Genomic DNA, 21,975 nt, shown 5'->3' with positions numbered 1-21,975 from the left:
ATGGAGGAATAATTAGAATGGATTTCGCTTTAGACAAGAAGTATGAAATGGCGCAGAATTTATTCAGAGAGTTCGCGCAGAATGAAGTAAAGCCTCTTGCTCAGGAAATTGACGAACAGCACAGATTTCCTAGAGAGACTGTAGAGAAGATGGCAAAGTATGGTTTCTTAGGAATCCCTGTTTCTAAGGAGTTAGGCGGACAGGGCTGTGATATTCTCACATATGCTATGTGCGTTGAGGAACTTTCAAAGGTTTGTGGTACTACAGGTGTTATCGTATCAGCACACACATCACTCTGTGTTGATCCTATCGTAACATTTGGTACACCAGCTCAGAAGGAGAAGTATGTTCCTGATCTTGCTTCAGGCAGAAAGCTTGGTGCTTTCGGTCTTACTGAGCCAGGTGCTGGTACAGATGCTCAGGGACAGCAGACAAAGGCTGTACTTGACGGAGACGAGTGGGTACTTAACGGATCAAAGTGCTTCATCACAAACGGTAAAGAGGCTGACGTATATATCGTTATCGCAGTTACTGGTATCGTTGAGAAGCGTGGCAGAAAGATGAAGGAGATCTCAGCATTCATCGTAGAGAAGGGTACACCTGGATTTACATTCGGTACAAAGGAGAACAAGATGGGTATCTGTGGTTCTTCAACATACGAGCTTATCTTCACAGACTGCCGTATTCCAAAGGACGCTCTTCTTGGACAGAAGGGTAAGGGATTCAATATCGCTATGCACACACTTGACGGTGGACGTATCGGTATCGCTGCTCAGGCTCTTGGTATTGCAGAGGGCGCTCTCGAGACAACAGTAAACTATGTTAAAGAGAGAAAGCAGTTCGGCAGATCAATCGCTCAGTTCCAGAATACACAGTTTGTTCTTGCAGACCTTGCAACAAAGATCGAGGCAGCTAAGCTTCTCGTATACAAGGCAGCAAGAAAGAAGGATGAGTACCAGAGCGGTGCTAAGGTTTCTTACTCAGTAGAGGCAGCTATGGCTAAGCTTTACGCAGCCGAGGTTGCTATGGAAGTTACTACAAAGTGTGTTCAGTTACACGGTGGTTACGGTTACATCAAGGAGTACGATGTTGAGCGTATGATGCGTGATGCTAAGATTACAGAGATCTACGAGGGAACTTCAGAGGTTCAGCGTATGGTTATTTCTGCAAACTTATTAAAGTAATATAGGAGGTACTTAACGTGAAGGTTATAGTTTGTATAAAGCAGGTACCTGATACAAAGGGTGGAGTACAGTTCAACCCAGACGGTACATTAAACAGAGCAGCAATGCTTACAATCATGAACCCTGATGATAAGGCAGGACTTGAGGCTGCACTTAGATTAAAGGATCAGTATGGTGCAGAGGTAACAGTTCTTACAATGGGTCTTCCAAAGGCTGCTGACGTTCTTCAGGAAGCAATCGCTATGGGAGCTGACAAGGGTGTTCTTGTAACAGACCGTGTTCTTGGTGGAGCTGATACATGGGCTACATCAACAACAATCGCTGGAGCTCTCAGAAAGCTTGATTATGATCTGATCATAACAGGTCGTCAGGCTATCGATGGAGATACAGCTCAGGTTGGACCACAGATCGCTGAGCATCTTGGAATTCCTGTAATTTCATATGCACAGGAGATCAAGGTTGACGGAGACGCAGTTATCGTTAAGCGTCAGTATGATGACGGATATCATATGTTAAAGGCTAAGATGCCTTGCCTTGTAACAGCACTTTCTGAGTTAAATGAGCCAAGATACATGACTCCAGGTGGAATCTTCGATGCAGTTAATGCAGAGATCACAACACTTGGCAGAGCAGACCTCGTTGATGTTGATGATTCTAACATCGGTCTTAAGGGCTCACCTACAAAGATCGCTAAGGCTTCAGATAAGGTAAGAAAGGGTGCAGGCGAGAAGGTTGTTCCTGATTCTCCAGATGAGGCAGTTAGCTATATTGTTGGCAAGTTAAAGGATAAGCATGTAATCTAATATAGTAAAGGAAAAGTGGTGAATAAAATGGGCGCAATGAACGCAGAAGAAATGAAGAACTACAAAGGCGTATTTGTCTTTGCACAGCAGGTAGATAATAAGTTAAGTGGTATTTCTTTCGAGCTTATCGGCGAAGGAAAGAGACTGGCAGAGAAGCTTGATGAGCAGGTAACTGCAGTCCTTATCGGTTCAGACGTTAAGGGTCTTGTAGATGAGCTTGCAGAGTACGGCGCAGATAGAGTTATCGTTGTTGACGATCCAGAGCTCAAGGAGTACAGAACTGAGCCATATGCACACGCACTTGCATCAGTTATCAATGAGTACAAGCCAGAGATCGTTTTAGTTGGTGCTACAGCAATCGGTAGAGATCTTGGTCCAACAGTTTCAGCAAGAGTTGCTACAGGTCTTACAGCAGACTGTACATTACTTGAGATCGGTGATTTCCCTCTTGTTGCACTTCCAAATCAGGAGCAGAAGCACAATCAGCTTCTTATGACACGTCCTGCATTCGGTGGTAACACAATCGCTACAATCGCATGTCCTGACAACCGTCCACAGATGGCTACAGTTCGTCCAGGTGTTATGCAGAAGCTTGACAAGGTAGCTGGTAAGAAGGCAGAGGTTATCGAGTACAATCCAGGATTCGTACCTAACAACAAGTATGTTGAGATTCTTGAGATCTCAAAGGCTATCTCAGATATCAAGGATATCATGGATGCTAAAATCCTTGTTTCAGGTGGTCGTGGAGTTGGTTCAGCAGAGAACTTCAAGCTCCTTGATGATCTTGCAGAGGTACTTGGTGGACAGGTATCATGCTCACGTGCAGTTGTAGATTCAGGCTGGAAGCCAAAGGAGCTTCAGGTTGGTCAGACTGGTAAGACAGTTCGTCCACAGGTATACTTCGCAATCGGTATTTCAGGTGCTATCCAGCACGTAGCTGGTATGGAAGAGTCAGACATCATCGTTGCTATCAACAAGGATGAGGATGCTCCTATCTTTGATGTAGCTGACTATGGTGTAGTTGGAGATCTCAACAAGATCGTTCCAGCTCTTACAGAGGCTATCAAGGCAGAGCTTGCTAATAAGTAATTAACAGCTTGTTTGTCATATAGATAATTTTAGATTATCAATTATAAGTCCCCCTCTTGGATTTGATGTTCAAGAGGGGGATTTTTTGAGCTGTATGGTGGTCTGAATTGTAGAATCGTTTGAATTGCATAGGGCTGTTGCAGGATGAATTCAGGTACGGAACGATTTGTGTGCGGCTACGTGAGGGTCGTGTTGAGGATATACTGGCGAAAAATAACGTGCTGTTCTTTGCTGAGTGTCCGTTTTCATTACTAGGGATACTCTGCTCGATGATGAGTGAATAGCATTATTAGTGAGCTATAAATGAATTGATGATTGTAAATGTGAATATATGGGTCCAATATACGAGTCGGTGAATTGAGTCGATGAGAAATCGATAAATCGAAAATTAGAAATCAGAAAATAGAGATAGAAAATCAAAATACAAGTGTATTGTAAATAATACAAAAATAATGTAGTATTAATTAGTTTGAGTATAGTAGATAAAGAGAGTATGCATGTGCGGATAAGTGCAAGTGAAGATAAGTGTGTGTGAGGATAAGCACAAATGGCAGGTACAGTACATTATGCACAGCAGGAGCATTCAGAGGAGAGGTACATATGAAAGAGAAAGACAGCGTCGAAAATAATGAAAAATCACCTGATAACAGGAAAAAATCTGGTGAGAAAATAATATCTGATAATAAAACAATATCTGCTAATGGAAAAGCGTTCGCAGGTGAGAGTAGAGAAAATAAGATGGGAGTGATGTCCGAGGGAAAGCTTCTGATGTCAATGTCACTTCCTATGATTATTTCCATGCTGTTCCAGGCTATGTACAATGTTGTGGACAGTGTGTTTGTGTCAAGATTCAGCATGGACGGACTTACGGCTGTGTCCACGGCATTTCCGATACAGAATCTGATGATAGGAGTTTTCTCGGGACTGGGAGTTGGCTTTAATGCGTTTATATCCAAGGCACTTGGAGAGAAGAAATTTGACAGGGCAAATGAAGTTGCCAGACAGGGAATATTCCTTGAGGCGATAGGATATGTGATATTCCTGATAATAGGTTTATTCTTTGCAAGGACATTCATGGAAAGTCAGACGGGGGATGTACGGGTAATCCAATATGGAACAGAGTATCTCGAGGTGTGCTGCTGTTGTGCTTTCGGTATAGCTTTCCAGATGACATTTGAGAGATTGCTGCAGTCCACGGGACGTACAATGTACAGTATGATAACCCAGATACTCGGTGCTGTCATCAATCTTATACTTGATCCTATAATGATATTTGGTCTTCTCGGATGTCCACAAATGGGAGTAAAGGGTGCTGCCATTGCAACTGTATGTGGACAGTGTATAGCTGGAACTCTTGCTATGATATTCAATATCAAGAAGAATCCGGATCTCCATATAACACTCAGAAGATTCAGGCCACATGGCGAGATAATTGGTAAGATTCTCAGCGTAGGTGTGCCGTCGGTTATCATGGTTGCAATAGGTTCTGTGATGAATTATTTCCTGAATCTGATACTGTACTCATTCTCGAAATTGGCCGTTGCAGTGTTCGGAGCGTATTTCAAGGTGCAGAGTATGGCATTTATGCCTGTATTCGGATTGAACAACGGAATGATACCGATAATTTCATACAACTACGGAGCGCAGAAACCTGACAGAATGAAACGCACCATGAAGCTTGGTGTGATGGTCGGTTGTTCCATTATGGTATTCTGTCTTGCTATCATGCAGGTATTTCCGGGACAGATACTTAAAATATTTGATGCCACAGATGAGATGCTGTTGATGGGGATACCAGCGGTCAGGATCATGAGTACAGCGTTTATATTTGCAGGATTTTCTGTCACATGTTCGGGAATGTTTCAGGCTGTAGGAAAGGGCGTGTACAGTATGATAGTGTCTATGGCGAGACAGCTTTTTGTCATACTTCCTGTGGCATATTTCCTGTCGAAAGCAATGAACAGCGTGAATGGTGTGTGGGCAGCGTTCCCTATCGCAGAGGTTTTCAGTGTGATCATATCGACGATCTTTCTTCTCAGGGTCTATAAGAAAATAGTAAAGCCTATGGAAAGCGTCCAAAGAGATTAAGAGACGAAGATAATGAGATATGATGAGAGCATAATAATATATACATAGCACGTGGCATTTGTATAGTGGTAGAATACTATATAGTAATATAGTTTCGTGTGATGAATGCAGTGTTGCATTTGTCATTGACAAGTGACAGAAAAGGTAATGGAAAGAGAGCGAAAATGGGAAAGTTAATATATATGGATCATGCAGCGACGACGGCGGTGAGACCTGAAGTGCTCGACGCCATGTTGCCTTATTTTACAGAAAAGTTTGGAAACCCTTCAGGCGTATATACATTTGCATCGAGAAATAAGGATGTGATAAATGTGGCGAGGGATATAATTGCTGATTCGCTTGGCGCAAAGCCTGAGGAGATCTATTTCACGGGCGGTGGTTCGGAATCGGATAACTGGGCTTTAAAGGCTGCAGCGGAAGCCTTTCAGGATAAGGGAAAACATATAATTACGACCAGGATAGAGCACCATGCCATTCTTCACACATGTCAGTATCTGGAGAAGAGGGGCTTTGACGTGACATATCTGGATGTGGATGAGAAGGGGATGGTTGATCCTGACAGGCTGGAGTCGGCGATAAGACCGGATACGATCCTCATCTCGGTTATGGCTGCAAACAATGAGATAGGAACCATAGAGCCGATAAGCAGGATAGGAGCTATTGCGCATGAACATGGCATTCTATTCCACACGGATGCGGTTCAGGCGTATGGACAGATACCACTGGATGTAAATGCCATGAACATAGATATGCTCAGCAGCAGCGGACATAAGCTTAATGGCCCGAAGGGAATCGGGTTTCTGTATATACGGAGCGGAATAAAGCTTGGGAGCTTTATCCACGGAGGCCAGCAGGAGAGAGGAAGACGTGCCGGAACAGAGAATGTACCGGGGATTGTAGGAGTGGGCAAAGCTGCGGAGCTTGCGATGCTCTCAATGGAAGATCGGATGAAGCAGGAGACAGATATCAGAGATCATATGATACACAGAATTTTATCGGAGATTCCTTATTCCAGACTGAACGGACATGACAAAGACAGACTTCCGAACAATGTAAATGTCAGCTTCCAGTTCGTTGAGGGCGAGACGATCCTCATCATGCTCGATATGGCGGGCATATGTGCTTCTGCCGGTTCCGCATGTACATCGGGTTCTGTTGATCCCTCCCATGTGCTGACAGCTATAGGGCTTCCGAAGGAGATATCCCATGGTGCGGTCAGACTGACTCTGGGATATGAGAACACCATGGATGAGGCGGATGCGGTGGTAGATAATCTCAAGAGAATCGTGGAAAATCTCAGAAAAATGTCACCTGCGTATCAGGATTTTGCCAGGAGAAACATGTAAATTACACAAGATATAACTATGTATAAAGAGGGAAAAAATTTGGTCGATACAGATAAGAAGACAGTGTGTGTTGGAATGTCAGGCGGAGTCGACTCGTCGGTTGCCGCACTTTTGCTCAAGGAGCAGGGCTACAATGTAATAGGAGTTACCATGCAGATATGGCAGGATGAGGACAGGGACGTGGTGAGTGCCCATGCCGGATGCTGCGGACTTTCTGCTGTGGATGATGCCAGGCGTGTGGCATCGCAGCTCGATATTCCGTATTACGTTATGAATTTCAAGGAAGAATTCAAGAAGTACGTAATAGACTATTTTGTGGACGAATACAAATGCGGAAGAACTCCGAATCCATGTATTGCATGCAACAGATATGTAAAATGGGAGTCTCTGCTTACGAGATGCATGGCCATCGGGGGCGATTATATTGCTACGGGACACTATGCAAGGATCATACAGCTTCCAAATGGCAGATATACTCTCCAGGAGGCCAGGGGAATAGAGAAGGATCAGACATATGCTCTCTACAATCTCACCCAGGAGCAGCTCGCCAGGACACTCATGCCGGTTGGAGAGTACAGCAAGCCTGAGATCAGAAAAATTGCAGAGAACCACGGACTTATGGTGGCTCACAAGCCGGATAGCCAGGATATATGCTTTGTGCCAGATGGAGATTACGCCGGTTATCTTGAGAATGAAGCAGGACTTAAGGCGGTTCCGGGAGATTTTGTAGACATACATGGCAATGCGATTGGAAGACATAAGGGAATCATACACTACACCATAGGACAGAGAAAAGGACTTGGACTTGCGATGGGGCATCCGGTATTTGTGGTGGACATCATACCTGAGACAAATCAGGTTGTTATAGGAGAGAACGGAGATGTATTTTCAGAAAGGCTGATATGCAACAGACTGAACTTTATGTCCATAGAGGATCTCACGGAGCCAATGCATGTCAAGGCGAAGATCAGATACAATCATAAGGGAAGTATGTGTACCATCAGAAAGATAGATGAAGATCTGGTAGAAGCAGTATTTGACGAGCCGGTAAGAGCTGTGACAAAGGGACAGGCTGTAGTGTTCTATGAAGATGATCATGTGCTTGGCGGAGGAAGCATCTGTTGACAGAGTTTTACAAAGAGTGATGGTCTGACATAAGGAGATTTCGTATGGGTGATACAGGCAGAGAAGTTTTGCGCAAAGACGTCAAAGTGCGTGGATGGATATTGTTTGGTATCTTTTCAGTGATTTTTGTTTTTATGATAATCACTATATGCTCCATGATACATAATGGAGAGTTTGAATTGAATAGTTTCACAGGGCCATTGATTTTTCTGACTGTAATTTCGGTTATATGCATATGGGATGGCATTAGGATGATACGGACTCCGGAGAAGTTGCTCAACAGAGAGAATAAAAATCATGGTGGCAGTGTGTTTGAAATGGCAGACAAATTGTACGGCGATATTATCTATGAGGATAAATACATTATGGCTTCACATGAGGTTATCGCATCAAAGACAATGAGATACAACCTTGCGTACAGATGGGATGTGTATCTTATAACATATGTATATACGAGTATGCGAAGAGGCAAATTGGAATATTACTGTATGTATACTGGAAATCATGAAAATAATGTATATATTAATTTAAGAGGACTTGTGACCGAAAAGAGAAAAAAGAAAGTCCTTGACATGCTCCTCAGTTATTGCCCAAATGCGATATATGGTGATCTGGATGGCGCCGGAGGCGATTATCTTGAAAAAATGAGAAAAACAGACATTCATGATATACCACATAGTCCGTACTATACAGGAAACAATACACAGTGAGATATGAAACAAATAGAGTAGTCAGGTGATAGTCAGAATTAAAAATACAGCATAAAAAGATGAAACATATAAGCCATAGAATGGTGTATGTGTTCCATCTTTTTTTATGATTCAAACTTTTTTATAATTCAAAATTCAAATTTGGAAATTTTTATTTTACAGCGGATTGAATTCTGGCTTTCTGTTCTTGAATGTACAGTAGTATCTGTAGCCGAGTGATGTGAGGGCATCCCTTGCATATGTCTCAAAATCATAGCACAGATATTCGGGCTTGTGTGCATCAGATCCCACTGTGATGATCTCGCCACCCATATCCTTGTAGAGTTTCAGGATATCCATGTGAGGATGTGCGTAACTCATATTCTTGTACAGGCTTCCGGTATTGATCTCTATACCTTTTCCCTTTGGGATGATTATTTTGAAAATCTGTTCAAGCACATCATTATAATCTGCCATCCTAAAGATCTTCTCGCCTGATGGGCAGTATCTTACTACGTAGTCAAGATGACCATATACGTCAAAGTCATCTATCAGAGTCACATTCTCAAGAATGGACTCAAAGTAATCACGTATACCTTCTATCTCTGTACGTCCCTCATAGTAAGCTGGATAGTATGGGTCGAGGCCCCTGACAAGGTGTGATGATCCTATGATAAAGTCCAGTTCATTTTTGTATTTATCAGCAATGTCCCTTGCCTTGCCGGCAACCGTATTCATGAGACCGAGTTCCACGCCGCTTCTCACGTCAATCCGATCTCCGTATCTGTGTCGTATTTCGTCTATCGCAGCAAAGTACGAATCGAAATCAAGTTGGAAGTCAAAACCGTCCTCCGGATTGATAGGAAAGTCTATATCGTGGTGATCTGTCAGACAGATCTTTGGAATTCCAAGTTGTATTGCCTTCTGGATTATACTGTCCAGTGGAGCGGAAGAGTCGCTTGAGAACTCCGAATGTATATGCGAATCACAGATGATCATTTTCTGTATACCTCCGTTTATAATCATTGCGTTTCATATTATAACATAAAACACTGAAAAAAATATATAAAGTAAAGCTGTTGAGTAATCTTATTATTATCAAATTGTAGTAGAAACATTTTTTCTATAGCCTCAGCCCATTAGTATAATTTGTTAAAACAAATTTGTCTATTTTGGATAGATGATAACTAAAAAAATGAGATTAAGGCTTGAAATTTATACCTAAAGAATGTATGATTAGCTTGTGTATTTAACACGATTTATTTGCTACGTTCCCGCGTAGCAGATTGATAAATACTTTTATTATATTTCAAAAACCTAGGAGGAATAAAAAATGGCAGTAAAAGTAGCAATTAACGGTTTTGGACGTATTGGTCGTCTTGCATTCAGACAGATGTTCGGTGCAGAGGGTTATGAAGTTGTTGCAATCAACGATTTAACAAAGCCTTCAATGCTTGCAGATCTTCTCAAGTACGATACAGCACAGGGTGGATACTGTGGCAAGATCGGTGAGAACCTTCACACAGTTTCAGCTGATGATGAGGCTAACACAATCACAGTTGATGGTAAGACTCTTACAATCTACAAGGAGGCAGATGCAAACAACCTTCCTTGGGGTAAGATCGGTGTTGATGTAGTTCTTGAGTGTACTGGTTTCTACTGCTCAAAGGAGAAGTCAATGGCTCATATCAACGCAGGTGCTAAGAAGGTTGTTATCTCAGCTCCAGCTGGTAATGATCTTAAGACTATCGTATTCTCAGTTAACCAGGATACATTAACAGCTGATGATCAGATCATCTCAGCAGCTTCATGTACAACTAACTGTCTTGCACCAATGGCTAAGGCTCTTAATGACTATGCTCCAATCCAGTCTGGTATCATGTCAACAATCCACGCTTACACAGGTGATCAGATGATACTTGACGGACCACACAGAAAGGGCGATTTAAGAAGAGCTAGAGCAGGTGCTGCTAATATCGTTCCTAACTCAACAGGTGCTGCTAAGGCTATCGGTCTTGTTATCCCAGAGTTAAATGGCAAGCTTATCGGATCAGCTCAGAGAGTTCCAGTTCCAACAGGTTCAACAACAATCCTTACAGCAGTTGTTAAGGGTGCTGATGTAACAGTTGATGGAATCAACGCTGCAATGAAGGCTGCTGCTTCAGAGTCATTCGGTTACAACACAGATCCAATCGTTTCATCAGATGTTATCGGTATGAGATATGGTTCATTATTTGATTCAACTCAGACAATGGTATCAAAGATCGCTGATGATTTATATGAGGTTCAGGTTGTTTCATGGTATGACAATGAGAACTCATACACAAGCCAGATGGTTAGAACAATCAAGTACTTCGCAGAGTTAGCATAAGTTATTTCAAGCTATAATTAGCTTTTATAATGTAAGCTCATTTAAAAGTATTTATTAGACCTAATAGAGGGTCCGGTCTCCAAGGACCGGGCCCTTTTTTCTTCGTAGGAAGCAATTATGCGTTTCTATGTTCCCGCATAAGAGCGGGTAGGTAGCTGGGCAGAGGACAACTTATAGTTTTCTGTTCTATAACATTATTTAGGAGGAATTAGAAATGTCATTAAACAAGAAATCAGTAGATGATATCAATGTTAAGGGCAAGCGCGTGCTTTGCAGATGCGACTTCAATGTACCATTAAAGAACGGAGAGATCACAGACGAGAACAGACTCGTTGCAGCTCTTCCTACTATCAAGAAGCTTATCGCTGACGGTGGAAAGGTTATCCTTTGTTCACACCTTGGAAAGGTTAAGACTGAGGAGGACAAGCAGACTAAGACCCTTGCACCAGTTGCTAAGAGACTTACAGAGCTCCTTGGACAGGAGGTTAAGTTTGTACCAAGCCTTGAGGTTGTTGACGACACAGTTAAGGCTGCAGTTGACGCTATGAAGGACGGAGATGTAATCCTTCTTGAGAATACACGTTTCAGAGCTGAAGAGACAAAGAACGGAGAGGCTTTCTCTAAGGATCTTGCAAGCATCTGTGATGTATTTGTAAATGATGCATTCGGAACAGCTCACAGAGCTCACTGCTCAAACGTTGGTGTTGCTGGACTTGTTGACACAGCAGTAGTTGGTTACTTAATGCAGAAGGAGATCGACTTCCTTGGCAATGCAGTAGAGAACCCAGTTAGACCATTTGTAGCTATCCTCGGTGGTGCTAAGGTTGCTGACAAGCTCAATGTTATTTCAAACCTTCTTGAGAAGTGTGATACACTTATCATCGGTGGTGGTATGGCTTACACATTCCTTAAGGCTAAGGGATATGAGATCGGTAAGTCACTTGTAGACGATTCTAAGATCGATTACTGCAAGGAGATGATGGCAAAGGCAGAGAGCCTTGGCAAGAAGCTTCTTCTTCCAGTTGATACAGTTATGATCGAGGATTTCCCTAACCCTATCGACGATCCAAGCATCAAGACAGAGGTATTTGACGCTGACAAGATGCCTGCAGACAAGGAAGGCTGCGATATCGGACCTAAGACTATCGAGCTTTACTCAGACGCAGTTAAGACAGCTAAGACAGTTGTTTGGAATGGACCTATGGGTGTATTCGAGAACCCTGTACTTGCAGCCGGTACAAAGGCAGTTGCAGCAGCACTTGCTGATACAGATGCTACAACAATCATCGGTGGTGGAGATTCAGCAGCAGCAGTTAACCAGCTTGGTTACGGTTCAAAGATGAGCCACATCTCAACAGGTGGTGGAGCTTCACTTGAGTTCCTTGAGGGTAAGGAGCTTCCGGGCGTAGCAGCAGCTAACGACAAGTAATTTGTATATCGCTGAGATATAAAGATTATACTGGTGGGTGCCGGTTCAGGCCGGTACTCATCAAAAAATACAAATATAAGAGGTAGATTACAATGGCAAGAAAGAAGATTATTGCAGGTAACTGGAAGATGAACAAGACTCCTAGCGAGGCTGTTGAGCTTGTTAACCTGTTAAAGGACTTAGTAAAGAATGATGACGTAGATGTAGTATACTGTGTACCAGCTATCGATATCGTACCAGTTGTTGAGGCAACAAAGGGAACAAACGTAGCTGTAGGTGCAGAGAACATGTACTTCGAGGAGAGCGGAGCTTACACAGGCGAGATCTCAGCAGCAATGCTTGTTGATGCTGGTGTTAAGTACGTTATCATCGGACATTCAGAGCGTCGTGATTACTTTAAGGAGGATGATGTTCTTCTCAACAAGAAGGTTAAGAAGGCATTTGAGGCTGGTATCACACCTATTCTTTGCTGTGGTGAGTCACTTGAGCAGAGAGAGCTCGGTGTTACTATGGACTGGATCCGTCTTCAGATCAAGTCAGATCTCGCTGGCGTAACAGCAGATCAGGTTAAGTCAATGGTTATCGCTTACGAGCCAATCTGGGCTATCGGAACAGGTAAGACAGCTACATCAGATCAGGCACAGGAAGTATGTAAGGGAATCCGTGATCTCATCGCTGAGATCTACGATACAGATACAGCTGAGGCGGTAAGAATTCAGTATGGCGGTTCTATGAACGCTGGCAATGCTGCTGAGCTCCTTGCAAAGCCAGACATCGACGGTGGTCTTATCGGCGGTGCTTCACTCAAGGCTGATTTCGGTCAGGTTGTAAATGCCGGAAAGTAATTTTAAACAGGCCAAAATATATTAGTTTTAGATTAAATCTGATATAGAATATTGAAAGGGATTATCAAGTGCTTTATCACAAGGTAATCCCTTTTGTTTACGCTTAGAAAAACAAGGAGGTATATTTCAGGAACTAAGTATTTTTTTTATGAAATGGGGTTTGCCTTAAATTTATATTTCTATAGTTCGCAGGTGTTAGACCAGTATGTAATCTGAACTGTTCGGTAAAATAACTCTGACTTGGAAATGCGAGAGTCTGTGCTATCTGGGCAGGGCTATAATCAGAGTATATGAGCATGTTCCTTGCAGTATCAAGTTTTAGCATTTTTATATAATGTCCGATATTATCTCCGGTCTCTTTTTTGAACAGCCTTGACAGGTATGACGGGGTGAGATTGACACGTTTTGCCAGAAGTTCAACAGTGATCCTAGTATGCAGATGATCGTATATGTAGTCTATGCACTCTGCGACCGGTTTGGAGCATATGGAATTTTTCTTAAGGTTTCGCATTTTTTTTGCATAGTCGATGCACATGAACGCATGTAATTCAGATATATCCTCCACAGACTTCATTGTATCTGACTTTTTTATATAAAAATCACTGAGATTGTAAGCAGTTGCCACATCGAGACCACCTTCAATACAGTATCTTGCAACAAGGGCTGTTGTTATGACAAAATGATATCTTATGTTGTTGACCGGCTTTTCAGATAGTAAGCCGAGTCCTTTTTTATCCTTAAGTGGTGAGGCTTTACACAATTCTTTAACCTGTTCTATATCTCCATTTTGTATTATTGAGTAAAATTCAAGTTCAGGGTTATAGGGCGCTCTATTGGTTGAATCTTCGCGTCTTATAAATTCCTGGTAGAATATTTCCTTTGAGTATTTCATATGTGTATAAATCCTTTCCAGTAAATTGTGTCAGGGTAAAAATTTATATGTTATCAAAAGTTTATAAAAGTCTTACTTTACAACTCCTCTATAATATATCATGTAAACTATATAAAAAGCAATAAAACGATATATGGCAAATGTATAAGATGTTATTATCAAAATACTTTATAAAGATGCGACGTCGTAAATATTTTTATTTTATTTTTGGAGAGGAGTATTTTATGAGAAGGTTAAAACAGCTTGTGGCTATGATACTTGTAGTTTGTATGTTGATCACTCTGTGTCCATCAGACGTTAGTGCTAGAACATCAAAAGCTGCGGTAAAGTCTGTAACTGTGACAAATCTTGTCACAAATAAACTTGTACTAAAAAAGGGTACAAAGTTTCGGGTGAAACCTAGAGTTGTAGTTACAGGTAAGATCAGCAAAAAAGTAACATATGTATCATCAAATAAGAAGATAGTTACAGTAGATAACAAGGGTGTTGTCAAAGCGGTAAAATCAGGAAAAGCGGTTGTAGCAGTGAAGAGTGCTGCAAACCCAAAGGTAATGTATAGGTTTAATGTTTATGTTGGGGTTCCTACGAAGACTGTTAAATTGTCTGCAAAGGCTGTGAACATGTTTAAAGGAACCAGCAGGACGTTAAAAGCTTCAATTGCTCCAAAGAATGCCACATATAAGAGAATTCAGTGGTCATCATCAGATAAAAGAATAGCAACAGTTTCCTCGAAAGGTGTTGTAAAAGCAGTTAAGGTTGGAAGAGTATATATAACTGCGAAGGCTATGGATGGAAGTGGCAAATATGCAAGATGTAAGATTACAGTAAAACAGCCAGTTACTTCTATCAAGCTTTCAGCGGCAACACTCACTATCACAGAGGGAAGCAGTAAAACTCTTACAGCTACTGTCGCTCCTGCATCGGCAACCAACAAGACGTTAAGTTGGACATCGAGCAATAAAAAGATTGCAACGGTTTCAGCAAAAGGCGTTGTGAAGGCTATAGCACCAGGTACAGCTACAATCACAGCAAAAGCTGCTGACGGTTCAGGAAAGAAAGCAACATGTAAAGTGACTGTAAATAAGAAGGTGACTGTAGAAAATAAATACGAGTCGCAGGGGTATAAACTTTTATGGCATGATGAATTTGACGGAACAGAGCTCAACCGTGATATTTGGAATGTTGAACTCCATGAGCCTGGCTGGGTCAATAATGAGCTTCAGTCATATGTTGATTCTGAAGATAATATAAAAGTCAAGAATGGCACACTTATTATAAGCTCAAAGAAAAAAGTGAATGAGGATGGTTCTATATCATATACATCGGGAAGAGTAAACACACAGAATAAGCAGGATTTCAAGTATGGCAGAGTACAGTTCAGAGCAAAGGTTCCTACAGGTAAGGGTTATCTTCCAGCAGCATGGATGATGCCTACAAACGAGAGCCTGTATGGACAGTGGCCTAGATGTGGTGAGATAGATGTGATGGAGGTTCTTGGAGACAATACATATACAACCTATGGAACGATTCACTATGGCAATCCGCATTCAGAGTCACAGGGAAAATATACACTTTCAAATGGAAAGTCATTTGCGGACAGCTATCATGTATTTACATGCGACTGGGAGCCTGGAAAAATTACGTGGTATGTAGATGGAGTTAAGATGCATGAGGAAAATGACTGGTATTCTACAACTGCCGGAAAAGGTACAGTTACTTATCCGGCACCGTTTGATCAGCCATTCTATGTAATACTCAATCTTGCAGTTGGCGGCAATTGGCCAGGAAATCCGGATGCAGATGCAGATTATATTAACAGAGAGAGCTTATATGTTGATTATGTGAGAGTATACCAGAAGGAGTCTTATGACGAAAATGTGACAAAGCCAGAGCGTGAAGTTATAATTCGTGATCCGGATGAAAATGGCAATTATGTAATAAATGGTGATTTTAGTGAGACCGAGGATCTGGGAGATGCAGAAAACTGGATTTTTATGGCGCAGAATGGCGGCGAAGGAACAGCGGTCATCGAGAACAATACAATCAACATAAATACAATTGATGCAGGAACGGTTGATTACAGCATACAGTTGGTACAGCCTGATATTCCTGTAGAAAAAGGTGCCACATACAAGCTTTCATTTGATGCGTGGGCGGATGAGGCGAGAACAGGCATAATTGATGTCTCAGCGCCAACCAGATCATGGGGAAGATATCTTAAGGATACAAAATTTGATATGACAACAGAGAAACAGACATTTGAGTATGAGTATACGATGACTGATTCATCTGATGACAAGGGAAGAATAGAATTCAACTTCGGCAATCAGGGAAGCGTGGCTGGTGTACATATTGCAAATGTAAAGCTGGTAAAGACAAATCAGACTGAGATAGTTGACAAGAAGACGATCCTCGCTGATGGAAACCTAGTTTACAATGGAGAATTTCAGGAAGGAACAGGAAGACTTGGATATTGGACAGTCAGCAACAATTGCGGTGCTGAGTATAAGGTGACAGGTCTGTTTGACGGAAGAAGATTTTCATACAAGTCATTGGATGAGAGTATAGATGGAAACTTCGTATTATCACAGGATGAGCTTGCGTATGCCCCAAATACAAAGTATGTACTTAAATTTGATGCTAAGACTGCAACTGAGGGAAAGAATATAATTATCACTACAGGAGATTCAAAGTTTGCTGTAACTCTGGATAAAGGAATTAAGAATTATGTTTACAAGTTTGAGACCGGAGAAGAAGTGACTGACAGTTCAATCAGCATTGATTTTGGTAACAGCGGAGAAGTTCTGTTAGACAATGTGAAGATAATGCAGGATTCACTTCTTCTCAATGGGAACTTTTCAGCAGATTTTGCTGGATATGATGTGTATATAGACAGCAGTGCGGATGCAGAGTCTGTTGTGGACAGCCAGAAGGAGGACAATGCTGCTGACTTCACAATAAAGAATTCAGGTGACCAGAACTGGAAGATACAGCTCAAGCAGAATAATATCAAGCTTGAGAAAGGACAGTGGTACAAGCTTTCATTTGATATAAAGAGCTCTGTGTCGAGAACTGTTCAGTATGCGATACAGAGGGATGGAAGTACACATAAGGATAGTACAGGTGCAGAGGACTGGACACCGTATGTTCAGGAGACAGTAAAGCTTGATGCATACGATCAGGCTGATCAGAAATATATGACTGTTTCAAACACATTCCAGATGGCCTGTGACACAGACGAAGAGAGTATTTTCAATATTGCACTTGGCGCAGGCGGAGAAAATGGTTCGGCAATTACAGATCAGCATAGAATATGTATTGATAACATTATCCTTGAAAAGACTTCAGCTCCAGAGATAGATGTGCCTGTAGGTAAGAATCTTCTCACAAACCCAGAATTTGAGATGGATGAGGATGGTAGCCTTGCCGGTTGGGAAAATGCAGTGACTGCTCCTGGAGATGCCACAATTGAGACTGGAGATGGAAAGATCACATACAGTGTTGCAAACGTGGGTGAGGCAGACTGGAACATCCAGCTTAAGCAGATGGGATTGTCTCTTGAGCAGGGCGAGTCATATACGCTTAAATGTACATTGTTTTCTGATGTTGATAGAGTTGTGAAGGTTGCTGTTATGACTCCTTCAGCCGGATATGCATGGCATGGCGGTGAAGATGTAGTTCTTACAGCTGGTGAGGCTAAAGATATAACACTCACAATTACACCTAAGGAAGAAGTTTTCACAGATGGTATCACTGTTGATACAGGTGCCGGATTATTCTTCTCAATGGGATATGTTGAAGGATACACACTTGGAGCACATACAGTTTCTATATCAAATGTATCATTTGTAAAAAACTAAATTTGACCCCTAAAAAACAATAATATATACCCTTAGGCAGCGGCGGATCGTCGCTGCCTTTTTCATTGTGGCCATAGCAGGATTTTGGTGAATTTTTAATGATTTGACAGTCAGAATGGGTGTTTGTATGATATAATGAGCATTGCGACGGATGCGCTTGCGCAAGCCGTCATAATGCGAATGCCTGCATGGAGCCGGTAGGCGACATGTTAAAATAAAACATGATTTTCCCCAAATAATAATGAAAGGATAAAATGGTATATAAATTTATGAAAAAACTTATCTCATGGAACGTAAATGGAATAAGGGCATGCGCCGGTAAAGGCTTCATGGACTTTTTTAACAGCATAGATGCAGACATATTCTGTATACAGGAGTCCAAGATGCAGGAGGGACAGCTCACACTTGATATGCCAGGATATTATCAGTATTGGAACTATGCGGATAAGAAGGGATATTCAGGTACGGCTATTTTCACAAAAGAGAAACCTTTGAGTGAAACAAAAGGTATAGGCATAGATGAACACGACCATGAGGGTCGTGTCATAACACTTGAATATGAGAACTTCTACATGGTGACTGTATATACACCAAATTCACAGAACGAGCTTGCAAGGCTTGATTACCGGATGAAGTGGGAGGATGATTTCAGAGCATATCTGAAAAAGCTTGAGGAGAATAAGCCTGTTATAGTGTGCGGCGATATGAACGTGGCTCACAATGAGATAGATCTGAAAAATCCAAAGACAAACAGGAAGAATGCGGGATTTACTGATGAGGAAAGAGAGAAGATGACGGTGCTTCTAGATGATGGCTTCATCGACACATTCAGATATTTTTATCCGGATCAGGAAAATATATATTCATGGTGGTCGTACAGATTTAAGGCAAGGGAGAAGAATGCAGGTTGGCGTATCGACTATTTTCTCACATCTGAGAGTTTGAAGGACAAGCTTGTCGATGCTAAGATACACACTGATATCATGGGATCTGATCACTGCCCGGTTGAACTGGATATTGACCTGTGACTTGAGTTGGATTTGAACTTGAAAAATAGGCATTATATAAGTATAATCTCAAATGAGTGAATTATGATTAAGAGGCATTTAGCCGGAATAAATAAAAAGGAGAAAAATTATGAGTAAGAAACCAGTAGTTTTAATGGTCCTCGACGGATATGGTCTCAGTGACAAGACAGAGGGCAATGCAGTAGCACTTGCAAAGACACCTGTTATGGACAAACTTATGGCTACAGCACCATTTGTGCAGGGCGCAGCTTCAGGACTTCCTGTAGGACTTCCAGATGGTCAGATGGGCAATTCAGAGGTAGGTCATATGAATATCGGCGCAGGCCGTATCATATATCAGGAGCTTACAAGAATCACAAAGGCAATCGCTGATGGAGATTTTTTTGAGAACGAGGAGATGCTTGCTGCAATAGAAAACTGCAAGAAGAACAATTCAGATCTTCATCTCTGGGGACTTCTCTCAGATGGTGGTGTTCACAGCCACAATACACACCTCTATGCGATCCTTGAGCTCTGCAAGAAGCAGAACTTTGAGAATGTATACGTTCATCCATTCTTCGATGGAAGAGATACACCGCCTGCATCAGGTAAGGGATACCTTGAGGAGCTTATCGCAAAGATGAAGGAGATTGGTGTAGGTAAGGTTGCATCTATGTCAGGCCGTTACTACGCAATGGACAGAGATAACAGATGGGACAGAGTAGAGCTTGCATACAAGTCACTTGTAACAGGTGAGGGCGTTCAGGCTGAGGACCCGGTTGCAGCTATGCAGGAGTCATATGACAAGGAAGTATATGATGAGTTCGTTCTTCCTACAGTAATCACAGAGAATGGTAAGCCTGTATCACTTGTTAAGCCAAATGATTCAGTTATATTCTTTAACTTCAGACCAGACAGAGCCCGCGAGATCACCAGAGCATTCTGCTGTGATGATTTTGATGGATTTGAGAGAGCAAATGGCCGCATGCCACTCACATATGTATGTTTCAAGGACTACGACGAGTCAATACCTAACAAGCTTGTAGCATTCAAGAAGGAAGAGATTGACAACACATTCGGTGAGTACCTTGCAGCTAAGGGCCTCAAGCAGCTCAGACTTGCTGAGACAGAGAAGTATGCTCATGTAACGTTCTTCTTCAACGGCGGTGTTGAGGAGCCTAACAAGAACGAGGACAGAATCCTTGTAAAGTCACCTGCTGTAGCAACATATGACCTCCAGCCAGAGATGAGTGCTCCAGAGGTAAGCGAGAAGCTCAATGCAGCTATCCTTGGTGGCGAGTATGATGTGATCATCATCAACTTTGCAAACCCTGATATGGTTGGTCATACAGGTATTATCCCAGCAGCTATCCAGGCTGTAGAGACAGTTGACAAGTGCGTTGGCGCTGCTGTAGAGGCAATTGATAAGGTTGATGGTGTTCTCTTTATCTGTGCTGATCATGGTAACGCAGAGCAGATGATCAACTATGAGACCGGTGCTCCACATACAGCTCATACAACTAACCCTGTACCATTTATCCTTTACAACTATGGTGAAGATGTAGAGCTTCGTGAGGGCGGATGTCTTGCAGATATCGCACCTACACTTCTTGAGGTTATGGGACTTCCTCAGCCTAAGGAGATGACAGGCAAGTCACTTATTGTAAGAAAGTAAAAAAAGATGATGTGCGATTAGCGATGACAGCAAATGTAGATATATGTCATATCAATTGCGCGAGAAACAATAAATAAAAGATACGGCACCGAATTATAATATAAGTTTGTTATGATTGGTGCTGTATTCAGTTGGAAGGATACATATGAAGAAGTTTTTGGAAGAGTTTAAGGAGTTTGCCCTTAAGGGAAATGTGATGAGTCTTGCAATCGGTGTTATCATTGGTGGAGCGTTCCAGTCATTGGTTACATCTTTTACAGACTGTTTCATCACACCAATAATCAACAGTATCGGTGGAGCAGAGATTGGTGGACATTTTCAGATATTCCATACAGGACAGTATATCGAGTATGGAGCGTTTATTTCAGCAGTTATCAACTTCATAATCATGGCATTTGTTATATTTGTCATCATGAAGGGGATCAATGCGATCATGGATCTTGGTAAGAAGAAAGAGGAGGCAGCTCCTCTCACAAGAAAGTGCCCATACTGTATGGGTGAGATAGATATCAAAGCAACAAAGTGTATGCATTGTACATCTGATGTACCTCCTGCCCAGGAGTAGATCAGGTCTGACCTGGATCAGCGCCGGCGTAGGGATACATACAGCATAAGAAAAGCGGCTGTGCCTTATGGTATGGCCGCTTTTCGTCAAAAAAGATTAGCAGATAAACAACAGAGTATATATAAAGGAGATAGAAAAACATGATAAAAGAGTGCCTTGAAAATGTGAGAAAGAATGTACCTCTGGTACACAATATAACAAACTATGTAACTGTAAATGATGTGGCAAATGTCATTCTGGCGTGCGGTGGAAGTCCTATCATGTCGGATGATGAGGGTGACGTGGAGGATATCACAAGTATATGTGGTGGTCTGAATATCAACATAGGAACACTTAACAAGAACACTATTCCATCAATGTACCTGGCAGGGAAGAAGGCAAATGAACTTGGACATGTTGTACTTCTCGATCCTGTTGGAGCAGGAGCAAGTAAGCTCAGAACTGATACGGCTGTTGGACTTATGAAGGAGATTAGATTTGATGTTATAAGGGGAAATATCTCTGAGATCAAAACTCTGGCATATGGTTCCGGCAGCACAAAGGGTGTTGATGCCGATGTGGCAGATGCGGTTACGGAGGATACGCTTGATAATGCAGTGGCATTTGTCAAGAAGCTATCTGCTGAAACGGGATCTATCATAGCTGTAACAGGCGCAATAGACCTTGTTGCGGACAGCGAGAAATGTTATGTAATCAGAAACGGCCGTCCTGAGATGGGTAAGATCACTGGAACAGGCTGCCAGCTCTCAGGAATGATGACAGCATATGTTGTGGCAAATCAGGACAACAAGCTTGAGGCTGCTGCAGTGGCTGTCATGGTCATGGGACTTGCTGGGGAGATCGGTTATTCCCATCTGCAGGCATTTGAGGGTAATTCAACATACAGGAACAGGATAATCGACGCCATATACAATATGGACGGGGATACACTTGAACAGGGCGCAAAGTTTGAAATCAGATAATTGACGGAAGTCTAATAATTGCCTGGATCTGCATCAGATCGGGAT

The 21,975-nt window shown here is 42.1% G+C and carries 17 protein-coding genes; 15 read left to right on the top strand and 2 right to left on the bottom strand.

From position 1 onward, the window contains the following. The first annotated feature begins 17 nt into the window (after window positions 1-17). The 7 genes from DXB91_RS00510 (at window position 18) to DXB91_RS00480 (ending at window position 8,345) form a co-directional block, all read left to right on the top strand. Window positions 18-1,184, top strand: coding sequence for an acyl-CoA dehydrogenase (locus DXB91_RS00510; protein WP_004852934.1), 1,167 nt, complete (start codon window positions 18-20; stop codon window positions 1,182-1,184). A gap of 17 nt (window positions 1,185-1,201) precedes the next feature. After that, entirely contained in the window at window positions 1,202-1,987 is a 786-nt protein-coding gene (locus tag DXB91_RS00505; RefSeq protein ID WP_022058361.1) for an electron transfer flavoprotein subunit beta/FixA family protein, read from the top strand. Window positions 1,988-2,014: 27 nt separating this feature from the next. Further along, on the top strand, window positions 2,015-3,076 hold the full coding sequence (locus tag DXB91_RS00500; protein WP_015535002.1) for an electron transfer flavoprotein subunit alpha/FixB family protein: 1,062 nt from the start codon (window positions 2,015-2,017) through the stop codon (window positions 3,074-3,076). Window positions 3,077-3,676: 600 nt separating this feature from the next. Then, complete coding sequence (locus DXB91_RS00495; protein WP_118016561.1) at window positions 3,677-5,164, top strand: MATE family efflux transporter; 1,488 nt, start codon at window positions 3,677-3,679, stop codon at window positions 5,162-5,164. Between the two features lie 164 nt (window positions 5,165-5,328). Further along, window positions 5,329-6,510: a cysteine desulfurase NifS gene (nifS, locus tag DXB91_RS00490; protein WP_118016560.1), complete on the top strand. Its 1,182-nt coding sequence runs from the start codon at window positions 5,329-5,331 to the stop codon at window positions 6,508-6,510. A 39-nt stretch (window positions 6,511-6,549) separates the two neighbouring features. After that, window positions 6,550-7,635 (top strand): tRNA 2-thiouridine(34) synthase MnmA, encoded by a 1,086-nt coding sequence (gene mnmA / locus DXB91_RS00485; protein ID WP_278321114.1) that lies wholly within the window; start codon window positions 6,550-6,552, stop codon window positions 7,633-7,635. 251 nt (window positions 7,636-7,886) lie between these two features. After that, window positions 7,887-8,345, top strand: coding sequence for a hypothetical protein (locus tag DXB91_RS00480; protein WP_147343961.1), 459 nt, complete (start codon window positions 7,887-7,889; stop codon window positions 8,343-8,345). A 156-nt stretch (window positions 8,346-8,501) separates the two neighbouring features. Here DXB91_RS00480 and DXB91_RS00475 read toward each other — a convergent pair whose 3' ends face one another. Further along, entirely contained in the window at window positions 8,502-9,323 is an 822-nt protein-coding gene (locus DXB91_RS00475) for a histidinol-phosphatase HisJ family protein (protein WP_022216403.1), read from the bottom strand. Window positions 9,324-9,657: 334 nt separating this feature from the next. Between DXB91_RS00475 and gap the strand changes: the two genes are divergently transcribed. The 3 genes from gap to tpiA all read left to right on the top strand — a co-directional run bounded on the left by gap (window position 9,658) and on the right by tpiA (window position 12,969). Further along, entirely contained in the window at window positions 9,658-10,695 is a 1,038-nt protein-coding gene (gap, locus tag DXB91_RS00470) for a type I glyceraldehyde-3-phosphate dehydrogenase (RefSeq protein ID WP_004852921.1), read from the top strand. Between the two features lie 214 nt (window positions 10,696-10,909). Further along, window positions 10,910-12,124, top strand: a complete 1,215-nt coding sequence (locus DXB91_RS00465) for a phosphoglycerate kinase (RefSeq protein ID WP_022216404.1) — start codon at window positions 10,910-10,912, stop codon at window positions 12,122-12,124. 92 nt (window positions 12,125-12,216) lie between these two features. Then, window positions 12,217-12,969, top strand: coding sequence for a triose-phosphate isomerase (gene tpiA / locus DXB91_RS00460; RefSeq protein WP_004852916.1), 753 nt, complete (start codon window positions 12,217-12,219; stop codon window positions 12,967-12,969). A 133-nt stretch (window positions 12,970-13,102) separates the two neighbouring features. Here the strand turns inward: tpiA and DXB91_RS00455 are convergent, their stop codons facing one another. Continuing rightward, window positions 13,103-13,861 (bottom strand): helix-turn-helix domain-containing protein, encoded by a 759-nt coding sequence (locus DXB91_RS00455; RefSeq protein ID WP_118016557.1) that lies wholly within the window; start codon window positions 13,859-13,861, stop codon window positions 13,103-13,105. A gap of 224 nt (window positions 13,862-14,085) precedes the next feature. Between DXB91_RS00455 and DXB91_RS00450 the strand changes: the two genes are divergently transcribed. From DXB91_RS00450 to thiM, 5 genes are all read left to right on the top strand, one after another. Continuing rightward, window positions 14,086-17,721, top strand: coding sequence for a carbohydrate binding domain-containing protein (locus DXB91_RS00450; RefSeq protein ID WP_158564561.1), 3,636 nt, complete (start codon window positions 14,086-14,088; stop codon window positions 17,719-17,721). Between the two features lie 269 nt (window positions 17,722-17,990). Then, window positions 17,991-18,749: an exodeoxyribonuclease III gene (locus DXB91_RS00445; protein WP_055144946.1), complete on the top strand. Its 759-nt coding sequence runs from the start codon at window positions 17,991-17,993 to the stop codon at window positions 18,747-18,749. Between the two features lie 109 nt (window positions 18,750-18,858). Next, a complete protein-coding gene (gpmI, locus tag DXB91_RS00440) occupies window positions 18,859-20,403 on the top strand; it encodes a 2,3-bisphosphoglycerate-independent phosphoglycerate mutase (protein WP_015534994.1) in 1,545 nt (514 codons plus the stop codon). A gap of 145 nt (window positions 20,404-20,548) precedes the next feature. Beyond that, a complete protein-coding gene (gene mscL / locus DXB91_RS00435; RefSeq protein ID WP_015534993.1) occupies window positions 20,549-20,968 on the top strand; it encodes a large conductance mechanosensitive channel protein MscL in 420 nt (139 codons plus the stop codon). 140 nt (window positions 20,969-21,108) lie between these two features. Continuing rightward, a complete protein-coding gene (thiM, locus tag DXB91_RS00430; RefSeq protein WP_055144359.1) occupies window positions 21,109-21,930 on the top strand; it encodes a hydroxyethylthiazole kinase in 822 nt (273 codons plus the stop codon). Window positions 21,931-21,975: the final 45 nt, after the last annotated feature.

The sequence above is a fragment of the Coprococcus sp. OM06-34AC genome, from assembly GCF_003462545.1.
GTDB lineage: Bacteria > Bacillota > Clostridia > Lachnospirales > Lachnospiraceae > Coprococcus > Coprococcus aceti.
This window is presented reverse-complemented; position numbering and strand designations above follow the sequence as displayed.